The 2,124-nt window shown below is 76.1% G+C and carries 1 protein-coding gene and 1 pseudogene; both read left to right on the top strand.

The window, feature by feature from the left end; translation table 11 throughout:
• Positions 1-84 precede the first annotated feature (84 nt).
• Positions 85-888 (top strand): annotated as a pseudogene (locus tag ABD52_RS37050) (glycosyl transferase); the annotation flags it as partial.
• 3 nt (positions 889-891) lie between these two features.
• Positions 892-2,115 carry a dolichyl-phosphate beta-glucosyltransferase gene (locus ABD52_RS37045; RefSeq protein WP_047894844.1) on the top strand — a complete coding sequence of 408 codons (1,224 nt, stop codon included), beginning with the start codon at positions 892-894 and terminating at the stop codon, positions 2,113-2,115.
• The last annotated feature ends 9 nt before the right edge of the window (positions 2,116-2,124 follow it).

Below are 2,124 nucleotides of genomic sequence, written 5' to 3'. Positions count from 1 at the left end.
CCCGCACCTCCCGCCACAGGGCCGGTTCGATGCCCGGCCGGGCGTCGGCGAGAGCGCCGCTGATCCCGGCCAGGTGGTTGACGAACAGTCGCCGGGATCGCGGTGGCGCTGGCCGGGCCGGCCGCGTACGCGATGCAGACCGCTGCCACCCCGCACAGCGGCTCGATCCCGAGTGCCGGGCCGGCCGGAGCTGGTGGCTTCGGCGGACCGGGCGGACCGGGCGGGCGGATGCCGGGCGGCGGGAACGGGCAGTTCCCGGGCTTCCCGGGTGGCCCGAACGGCACCGGCTCGGACGGCACGGGTTCCGACGGCTCCGGCCCGGGCGGTACCGGCCAGGACGGCGGGGCGAATGCCGGTGGGTTCCCCGGATTCCCTGGTGGTGGTTCGGCCCCGGGCGCGCCCGGCGGCACAGGTCAGGACGGCGGCACCGCGCCGGGCGGCACCCCGGGGCAGGGCGGCTTCCCCGGGCAGGACGGCGGGACCGGGCAGGAGGGGCGGGGGCAGCGCGGCGGCGGCATGGGCGGGCTGCTCGACGCCCGTGAGCCGAGCGCCGAGATGACCGCGCTGCTCACGGCCGACGCCGACGACTACACCTGGGTCGCCGCCACGATCGGCTCGAACAACGCCTCCGGCTACCAGCTGGCGACCGGCCGGCCGGTCATGCCGATCGGCGGCTTCAACGGCAGTGACCCGTCGCCGACGCTCGCCCAGTTCCAGCGGTACGTAGCCGACGGGCGGATCCACTACTTCCTCGGCGGTGGCGGGTTCCGGGCCGACGGCGGCAGCAACGCCTCGGCCGAGATCGCCGCGTGGGTCACCGAGACCTTCACCGCGACCACGGTCGACGGCGTGACCGTGTACGACCTGAGCAGCGGAAAGCAGGGCTGAGCGATGACTGGCACGTACGCGCCCCGGGCCGCCGTGCAGGCCCGGCCCGCCGCCGGCAGCGCGGTGCTCGACGTGGTGGTCCCGGTCTACAACGAGGAGACCGACCTGGGGCCCTGCGTCCGGCGGCTGCACGCGCACCTGACCGCGCACTTCCCGTACCCGTTCCGGATCACTGTGGCCGACAACGCCAGCGTGGACGGCACCCCGGCGGTGGCGCGGGCGCTCGCCGACGAGCTGCCCGAGGTGGGGGTGCTCCGCCTGGACGAGAAGGGCCGCGGGCGGGCACTGCGCGCCGCCTGGTCGGCCTCGCCGGCACCGGTGCTCGCGTACATGGACGTGGACCTGTCCACCGACCTGGCCGCGCTGCTGCCGCTGGCCGCCCCGCTCATCTCCGGGCACTCGGACCTGGCCATCGGCACCCGGCTGGCGCGGACCAGCCGGGTGGTCCGGGGTGCCAAGCGGGAGGTCATCTCGCGCGGCTACAACCTGCTGCTGCGTGGGGCGCTCGCGGCGCGTTTCTCCGACGCCCAGTGCGGGTTCAAGGCGATCCGCGCCGACGTGGCCGCAGAGCTGCTGCCGCTGGTGCGGGACACCGGCTGGTTCTTCGACACCGAGCTGCTGGTCCTGGCGCAGCGGGCCGGGCTGCGCATCCACGAGGTGCCGGTGGACTGGGTGGACGACCCGGACAGCCGGGTCGACATCGTCGCCACCGCGCTGGCCGACCTGCGCGGCATCGGCCGGCTGGGCCGGGCGCTGGTGACCGGGGCGCTGCCGCTGGCGCAGCTGCGCGCCCAGCTCGGCCGGGGGCCGTTGCCGGCCGCGCCGGCGCAGGTGCCGATCGGGTTGCCCCGCCAGCTCGCCCGGTTCGCCGCTGTGGGCGTGGCGAGCACGCTCGCGTACCTGCTGTTGTTCCTGCTGGCCCGCGGCCCGCTCGGGGCGCAGCCGGCGAACCTGCTGGCGTTGCTGCTCACCGCGGTGGCCAACACGGCCGCCAACCGGCGGCTCACGTTCGGGGTCACCGGGCGCCGCCACGCCGGCCGGCACCACGTCCAGGGCCTGCTCGCGTTCGCCCTCGGCCTGGCACTGACCAGCGGTTCCCTGGCCGCGCTGCACGCCACCACAACCCCGAACCGCGCGTTGGAGCTGACCGTCCTGGTAACGGCCAACCTGGCCGCGACGGCCCTGCGCTTCCTCCTGCTCCGCCTGGCCATGCACCACCGCCCCTGACCCCCACCG

Origin of the sequence: Micromonospora sp. RV43 (genome assembly GCF_001029515.1) — a bacterium.
In the GTDB taxonomy this organism is placed as follows: Bacteria; Actinomycetota; Actinomycetes; order Mycobacteriales; family Micromonosporaceae; genus Micromonospora; species Micromonospora aurantiaca.
This window is presented reverse-complemented; position numbering and strand designations above follow the sequence as displayed.

Excerpts from the sequence above, each read along its gene's own strand:
- ABD52_RS37045 (WP_047894844.1), top strand. The coding sequence starts at position 892 with ATGACTGGCACGTACGCGCCCCGGGCCGCCGTGCAGGCCCGGCCCGCC.